This is a genomic window from Curtobacterium sp. MCBA15_001, assembly GCF_001864835.1.
Lineage (GTDB): Bacteria > Actinomycetota > Actinomycetes > Actinomycetales > Microbacteriaceae > Curtobacterium.
Genome location: NZ_MJGI01000003.1, coordinates 171,115 through 171,518, shown reverse-complemented (window position 1 = coordinate 171,518; position 404 = coordinate 171,115). Strand labels below are relative to the sequence as shown.

Annotated in this window: 1 pseudogene; it reads right to left on the bottom strand. The window is 67.3% G+C overall.

The annotated features are described in order from the left end of the window. Positions 1–404 (bottom strand): annotated as a pseudogene (locus tag BIU90_RS18550) (hypothetical protein); the annotation flags it as partial.

Below are 404 nucleotides of genomic sequence, written 5' to 3'. Positions count from 1 at the left end.
GAGAACAGGTACGCGTTGGATGCGGCGACTTCACCGTTGACGAGGACGTCACCGTAGAGCTTGGAGGAGCCCGGGTTCACCACGAAGTTCTCCAGCGTCACGGTGGTGCTGCCCGCGGCGAGGGTGAGACCGGAACCGTTGTGGTTCAGCAGACCCTGCACGTAGGGACGGTACGACCCATCCGGGGACCAGTACGTCACGGAGCCGGCGGTGATCGGGAACGACACCGCGCCACCGTCGAGCTTCGCCGAACCCGACACACCCGGGGTCAGACCCAGGGACTTCAGCGCGTCGGTGAAGCCCGAGTCGAGCGCGACGGAGGTGGTGCCGCCCTTGACCTCGGGAACCGACGCGACCGGTGCCGGGATCTTCGACGAGCTGGACGCGACGGTGTGGACCGTGGG